The sequence below is a fragment of the Terriglobia bacterium genome (assembly GCA_036496425.1).
GTDB lineage: Bacteria > Acidobacteriota > Terriglobia > 20CM-2-55-15 > 20CM-2-55-15 > 20CM-2-55-15.
In genome coordinates this window covers 38,724-46,020 of sequence record DASXLG010000240.1, presented here as the reverse complement: position 1 = coordinate 46,020, position 7,297 = coordinate 38,724, and the positions used below count along the sequence as shown (strand labels likewise).

General features: G+C 57.2%; 7 protein-coding genes. 5 read left to right on the top strand and 2 right to left on the bottom strand.

Annotation, left to right across the window (positions count from 1 at the left end):
* Positions 1-80: 80 nt before the first annotated feature.
* The 5 genes from VGK48_16965 to VGK48_16945 all read left to right on the top strand — a co-directional run bounded on the left by VGK48_16965 (position 81) and on the right by VGK48_16945 (position 4,059).
* On the top strand, positions 81-461 hold the full coding sequence (locus VGK48_16965; GenBank protein HEY2382869.1) for a VOC family protein: 381 nt from the start codon (positions 81-83) through the stop codon (positions 459-461).
* Between the two features lie 760 nt (positions 462-1,221).
* Positions 1,222-1,647: a hypothetical protein gene (locus VGK48_16960; protein ID HEY2382868.1), complete on the top strand. Its 426-nt coding sequence runs from the start codon at positions 1,222-1,224 to the stop codon at positions 1,645-1,647.
* Between the two features lie 330 nt (positions 1,648-1,977).
* The gene (locus tag VGK48_16955; GenBank protein HEY2382867.1) at positions 1,978-2,817 is read left to right on the top strand and encodes a hypothetical protein; all 840 of its coding nucleotides are present in this window, start codon (positions 1,978-1,980) and stop codon (positions 2,815-2,817) included.
* 137 nt (positions 2,818-2,954) lie between these two features.
* A complete protein-coding gene (locus VGK48_16950) occupies positions 2,955-3,860 on the top strand; it encodes a M35 family metallo-endopeptidase (GenBank protein HEY2382866.1) in 906 nt (301 codons plus the stop codon).
* A gap of 58 nt (positions 3,861-3,918) precedes the next feature.
* Entirely contained in the window at positions 3,919-4,059 is a 141-nt protein-coding gene (locus tag VGK48_16945) for a hypothetical protein (protein HEY2382865.1), read from the top strand.
* 79 nt (positions 4,060-4,138) lie between these two features.
* Here VGK48_16945 and VGK48_16940 read toward each other — a convergent pair whose 3' ends face one another.
* Together VGK48_16940 and VGK48_16935 are read right to left on the bottom strand one after the other, a co-directional pair.
* Positions 4,139-6,817, bottom strand: a complete 2,679-nt coding sequence (locus VGK48_16940; GenBank protein ID HEY2382864.1) for an ABC transporter permease — start codon at positions 6,815-6,817, stop codon at positions 4,139-4,141.
* Positions 6,814-7,164: a PadR family transcriptional regulator gene (locus tag VGK48_16935; GenBank protein HEY2382863.1), complete on the bottom strand. Its 351-nt coding sequence runs from the start codon at positions 7,162-7,164 to the stop codon at positions 6,814-6,816. Before VGK48_16935 ends, VGK48_16940 begins: the two co-directional genes overlap by 4 nt.
* Positions 7,165-7,297 lie beyond the last annotated feature (133 nt).

Genomic DNA, 7,297 nt, shown 5'->3' with positions numbered 1-7,297 from the left:
AGGGGGCGCACACCTGAATTCCCGCAGCACGAGGCCACGAATCGTCGTGATATCCTTCCGCCATCCTTGAGGTGCATATCATGTTTAGCAATCTGGACTACACGATGATCATCGTTTCTGACATGGCTCAATCGGTGGCGTTCTATCGCGACCGGTTAGGGCTTCCGTTGAAGTTTGAATCGCCGGACTGGAGCGAGTTCTCCACAGGAACCACCACGCTGGCTTTGCACGGTGGCGGCGTCAAACGTGATGCCTCTGGCGGGGGCGATCAGAACAAGGCTGCCGGCACCTGTTCGATCGGTTTCAATGTCAGCGATGTGGATAAGACCTACGCTGAACTGCAGGGCAGAGGCGTTCGGTTCGTGATGCCGCCGATGCAGCGCGAAGGCGAGGGAATCAAGCTCGCTGTTTTTACCGATCCCGATGGCTTGTCGATTTCAATTGCGCAAATGGCGCAGTAGCCGGGCGAAAGCCTTAAGAGGCATGAAATCGGCGGGATTCGGCCCGTAGGCGCGGCGATCGCGCGTATTGCGTTGATTGATAGATGTAGGGGCGGTCATCTCACGGGCGCAGCTTGTTACGCGAGAAATCTGCTCAAGGACCTCTGCGAGCGATTCCGCTGACGGCTCAATCAGAGTTTAGTCTTTGTTCATAAGCCTCCCGTTCGCGTGGCGTTGCATGGCGCGCGGAGATATTTTTATTTCGAAACAGTGAAATCAACCCAATTGGACTGAGCCGCCAAACGTTCTCTAATCTTGTTAAAGGTCAAGGGTTTCTTGTCCCCTGCAGTCGAAATCGGGGGTGGCGGCGGAATCACCTCCAGAACCCTCCAGCGAACGGAATACTTCCCAGGCCGATCGATTCCGTAGCGCGCATATAAGGGGTAGCGCATTCCCGGTGAACCGGGTGCTATCAGGTGCAATGCAAGCGGTGGAGGGCCCGTGGGTAGAGGGTCAGGGCAGATCGGAGAAAGGGGCATGAGTTTACCGTCACGTTTGAGGTCGAGACAGCTGAATCGCGTAGATGTTTGCGGCACATTCGCTTCAATCCAAATCACGCGTCCGACAATTACTGGAGTTTCGACGCGGATCGAAATCCTCAGCACTGAACTCGACGCGGAAACGGAACTAATGACGCAAAGCACCGAGATCCACCAATACCTCATGTAGAGATAGACACCGATCGTCCCGATGGGTTCCCGATTCTTTCGCTCAACTGTTTTTGTCCAATGCTGCTCAGACGAGAAAAATCAGCGCGCAGGCTTGGATTCGGCTAATCCAAGCCTGTATTTCAGAAATCCAGCCAGAGTCTCGCAAATGCCGGCTTGATCCTGCCAAAGGCAAGCTTGCCCTCGGCAAATCCAAGCTCGGATTTCGGAACTCCAAACCAGAATCCGATAATTCCAACCCGGGCTCCGGCGAAAGCACGCATGGGTTTGACAAATCCAGGCTTGGATTTCGGAAATTCAAACCGGCGTTCGGCAAATCCAAGCTTGGGTTTGAGGAAAGCACGCTTAGGTTTGCAAAATCCAAATCAGAATGTGGCAATCCAAGCCTGGTTTCTGGAACAGCAAGCCCGGTTTTCGAGAGATCCAAGCCTGGATTTGGGAAATTCAAACCAGAGTCTGATAAATCCAAGCTTGGTTAAGGGAAAAGCAGGCTTGGTTACCGGAAATCCAAGCCAGGGCTCGGGAAATCCAGGCTTGAATCCGGCGAACCCAAGCTAGAGTTCGGGAAATCCAAACTGAAGTTCGGCAAATTCTGGCTTGGATTTGCGGGATCCAAGCTTGCCTCCAGGAAAGTTATGTTTCGGTGCATCGGAACGAAGATTTCGGTCCGGCCGAAAAAATATTTTCGGGGATTGCAGCAAACGGGGGGTCTGGAGGGTCTCCTTCCCAATATTTGCGCTCGATCGCACAGAGAAGCCTGCGGACAATTAACGCGGTCGAACAGAGGTATGATGGTCGGAGGTGATGCGATGCGAGCGCGGCTGTTCGGCCTCCAAGCGATGGTGGTCTTACTCCTCTGTTTAGCGCAGGTTCAGGCCCAAAACATCGTCAGTGAGTGGTACCCGAGCCGGGTGGGCGATAGTTGGATGTACGAGCGCGAGGAACTCGACGGAGCAAACGGCGGCATTGCGAATCCCGAAACCGGCCGATGGCGTGTTGAAGAAACCATTGAGAGTTCCGCCCGGCTTCCCGAAGGCATCCTGATTTTAAAGCGTAGCCGAGCGTTGGATCCGCTGCCCGTTATCGCTCACCGCATCCCCTCGATTCGGGCAAACGAGGCGGCATACATTCTGATTGCCGGAGATTGTGTGTATGACGTTCAGGTTGAAAATAATCAACTTGCTCGACAGTTCCGTGAAGATCTGAAGGCCAACCGGGTGTCCGCTGAATTCTGCTTTCCGATGACGCAAGGTAAAGTCTGGGGACGCGTCGCAGACAGGCCTCGTTACGATCCCGACTTTGTGTGGCACATGATTGGCATCAATGCCGACCCCTATGGCATCGGCGGAGCCACCACGTTTCATTTCTCCGCACGCGAAGGATCTGGAACAATGGTCGACCGTTGGTTCGCGAAAGGAATCGGACTGGTCCAGGAAATCACGGAACATCACGGCACATATGACGAATCCCGGTTGCGCCTGATCCGAACCACCACCAATGGGCAAACACGCGATTACCATGTCGTACCAGCCCACGCCGTCCCGCTCAGTTCGAGCGATTGCGATGGATACGGCTGGCAACACTTCGTCCGTGCGGACGGTTCCTCATTTGCCGACCATAGTTCCTGCGTGAAGTACGCGTCTCACTAGAGCCACAACGGTAAGATAAGCCATGCCCGAGGCAGGAACATCGCCGGAGTCTCCGTCTGTTACCAAAAGCGATAAACAGACACGTGCTGCTGGGAAATTGCACGACAAGACGGACAAGTTGAGGCACAATAGGCCGCGTGGGTACAAGCGCGTCTCAGGATGCAACGAACTTCGACAATCTAAGGACAAAATTCGGTGCAAAACCGGCACGGACGGGAACGGGCACCGTGATACTGGCAGGGTCTTACTGGCCGACGCCGACAATCACCACTCCGGCTCCGGTGCCTCCAAGTGGCATTGTGCCGCCGCCAATAACGAAGCCGAATCCGGGCGCCGCCCTGAAACGAAGAGACGCGCAGACTGCCGTTTCGGAAGCTCAGGCCATGATTCTTCCCGCCTACCTGGCCGCCAGCGGGGCCGTCAGCGGCTCCAACACCGACGTGCTCCCCATCATGGAACGCTGGTTTGGACCGCGTCCGGTGAGCCCTCTGAACGTGAACGAGCGCGACTGGTGGCTGGGCGTCGTCACCATTCTTGGCGTGATTGAGGCGTTCCTCACCGGAAACGTCAACTTGTACTATCGCGGCGACAACAGCGTCATCGGAAAGCCCAATGACTATCCCGGAAAGACGGGGAATCTCGGCGCCTACGATGTCGTCGGGTATGCGGAAACGTATGCTGGAACTTCAAACAGTGTGATTGGACTGTGCAGTCTCTTCTTCGCCAAGCAGGTCGGTACCGGACAGTCCCGCATGAAATTGAAGGGATTCGACAGTGTCGGAGGCACGCTGGTTCACGAGTTGTCCCACAATCTGTGCAGCACGAAGGATCATGACATGCCGGATGGAAGCACTGCATATGGGACTGGGGACTGCAAAATCCTCGCCACCAGGCGTCCGCGGCGGGCGTGGTATAACGCCGACAATATCGAATATTTCTGCGAGGAAATAGCATACCCCACGCTCACCGGGACGCCGACCACGCCAATCACCACCGGCTCCACCACGAGCGTCAGCTCGCTTCGAACCCGATTCTCTTCATAACGCGGACTGCCTTCTCGCGCAAGTTCATTTCGCTACGACACCGCTTCGGTGGAATGTAGTGGAAGCGAATAAGGTAGATATCCCGGCCTTTACCGTGTTGCGCAACTTTGAGCAGATCCAGAACACCCAGGAAGCCGGATTCGCGCGGGAGAGGCAGAGCAGCAATCCAATCGCGGAACGTTCGATCCTGCTTACCTGAACTACACCATGGGAAAACCATCGGGGCAGCGCCAATTCCGGACGTTCAGCAAAATCTGGCAGGCTGTTTCATGCCTGCATCATTCGTGGCGAAGGGCGCTCATGGCGTCGATTCGGGTTGCGCGATGTACCGGGACGCAGCATGCAATCAGTCCCACCACAATAAAGAGCGCGGCGGCTCCCGCGAATGTTGCGACATCCGTTGGAGGAATATTCAGCATCGAGCCCTGAAGCAGCCGGCTTGCGATGAACGCCAGAGCCAGTCCGATGGTTGAGCCGATTCCGACCACCGACATTCCCTGGCGCAGCACCATTCGCGTGACCTGGCTCCGTTGCGCTCCCAGCGCCATGCGGATTCCGATCTCCCGCGTGCGTTGCGCAACAGTATATGCCGTGACGCCGTAGACACCGATGGACGCAAGCAGGAGGCCGACAAGGCCAAGACCGCCTGTCACCGAAGCTGCACCACGCTGTCCCGCGACATTCGCGTCAGCCGCTTCCTCAAGTGTCTGCGACGTGAGAATCGGCAGATTTGGATTCATTGAAAACAATGCGGCGCGGATCTCACCTGCCAGCCGATGGCCCGGCGTTGTTCGGGCCGCGATCGTCACACGGGGCAAGTATTGCTGCTGCAGAGGCCGATAGATTAACGGAGCGATCCGCGCGTCGCGGCCCATGGATCTGACGTCGCGCACGACTCCAACAACGAGCGCAGCCCTGGCATTGACGCCCTCCGAAGCCAGAACGCCGGCCGGCAGGTATTGGCCAATCGCGTTCCTCCCGAGCCATAGCTTCCGGGCTGCCGTCTCGCTCACGATTGCAACGGGTTGAGACTCGGTTTGATCCCCCGCGTCGAAGTCGCGGCCGTCGAGAAAGGGAATCTTCATGGTTGAAAAGTAGCCCGGTCCCACGAAATTCCAGGCCACGCTCGAAGGCTGCTGGTCGGGGTCCGGCGGGGGCGAATCTGCCTTTACATCCCGCAGGCCGATTCTGATGCCCGCATCTGTTGGAAGCAGCGCCGCTATGGTCGACTCCTGCACGCCGGGCAATGCCCGGATCCGTTCGTCCAGTTCACGTATGAAAGGGCGCCCGGTTTCACCATACTGGGCCATCGAGAGGTCGACGGTCGCGAGTTCCACATTATGCGGATCGTATCCCAGATCAAGCGAAATCATCCGCCGCAGCGCGCCAATAAATAAGCCTGCCGCAACGACCAGAATGATGCTGAAGGCAACCTGGGCGATGACAAAGACGTTCTGCGCGCGCGAACGATGGGTTGTGGCCGTGGCATCGTTTTTCAGGGTCGAAATGACATCGGTTTTCGATGACTGAAGCGCCGGCGCCAGTCCGCACAGCACAGCCGAAATCAGCGACAGCCCGAGCGTGAACGCGGCCACACGGCCATCGAGACCGGTCGAGAGATGGAACGGAATTCCGGTCTTCGGAAGTTGCGAGATCAGCAGTGCCGTCAGCCCGCGGGACAGCAGGAGGCCGGCAACTCCACCGATGCTGAAGATCATCAGTGTTTCGGTCAGGAGTTGGCGGATCAGACGGTAGCGTCCCGCGCCGATGGCAAGCCTGACGGCGATTTCACGGCGTCTCTTAGTTGCCCGCGACAGCAGGACTCCCGCGAGGTTGGCACACGCGATGACCAGGACCAGTGATACGAATGCGATCATCAGAGTGAATATCCCGGTAACGGGAAGCACAAGATTTCCGGGAATTGGAGAAAGATCCGCCACGCGGAGTTCGAGACCCCGTTTCTCGTTCGGGTGGTCGTTGGCGAGTGCCGTTCCGATGGCCTTCAACTCGGCCGCTGCTTGAGCGGTTGTCGCACCCGGTTTCAATCGGCCGCCCATGAGTGCCCACCCGACTCCACGCATTGTGAGGCGCAGCGAATCCTGGGGAGTTCCGCCGACAGGAAGCCAGACGTCCGGAGTCGTAATGCTTGAGCCCTGGAAGCCTTCGGATGCAACACCCAGCACGGCATATGCCTCATGGTTGATCCTGATCGTCTGACCAATCGCTCCGGTATCTCTCTTGAAGTGCTGTTGCCACAGGGAATAGCTGATTACTGCGAACGGTTCGCTGCGGCCGTTCGTGCTGTCGTTGGAGTTGAAGAACCGTCCTGCGGCCGGTTGCGCTCCGAGGACCTCGAAATAATTTACGGAGACGGTGGTTGCGAAAATGGATTCGGCGCCATCGCGGCCGGAAAGACTTACCGGTCTGGGCATGGGCTCATATAGAAAAACGCCATCCAGAGTCGAAGCGCGTTCTTGAATATCGATGTATTGCGGATACGAAACTTCGCGTACGTCGATCCGTCCGGGTTTCGCCTGGCTGATGTCGATAAGCCGATTCGGTTCACGGATACCGGCGGGCCGGCGGAAAAGCAGTGCGTTCGCGACGGAGAAGACCGTGGTGTCGGCGCCGATGCCGATCGCCAGCGACAGCGCTGCGAGCAGGATGAACAGCGGATTGCGGACAAGCACTCGCATCGAGTACCGCACATCCTGAAGAAAATCATCGACGAAGCGGAACGCGCGTGCATCGCGATGCAGTTCTTTGGCGGCGTCCCGGCTGCCGACTTTGAGCCGGGCTTCGCGGCGCGCCGTTTCCGGGTTCATCCCGCGCTGAATGTTCTCTTCGATAAGCAGCTCGATGTGCATGTTAAGCTCTTCATCGAGTTGCCGATCCAGCCGTGACTGGAAAAAAAGAGCGTGGAGCCGGGCGAATAGCCGGCACAGCCATGAGATCATCTCTGCGATTCCTCCGGATCCTGCTGGAAAATACGTTCCATCACGGATGTCAGCCGCTGCCACGTCTCCGCCCGTTCCTCAAGGTGTTTGCGGCCGCGCGGCGTCAGGGAGTAATACCGGGCTTTCCGATTGTTATCCGAGGTGCCCCACTCCGCCTTGATCAGCCTGCGCTGCACCAGCCGCACCAGGGCGGCATAAATTGTTCCCTGATTGAGGACCACAGTATCGCCGCTGATCTGTTCGATCCGCCGTGCGACACCGTATCCATGCTGCGGTCCCATCGCGGCAAGGGTGCGCAACACCATGAGGTCGAGCGTGCCCTGTAATAGATCCAGTTTATCGTTCATCTACTCTCCTGTGGCTGTACCACATGTTTTATCAGATGCCGTGTGGTCATGCCACAGAAAAGAATGAATTCCCGCGGGAGGCGCCTTTGGCGAAAAGTTTTCATTTTGAGAAAGCATTTGATAAGGCGCCCGG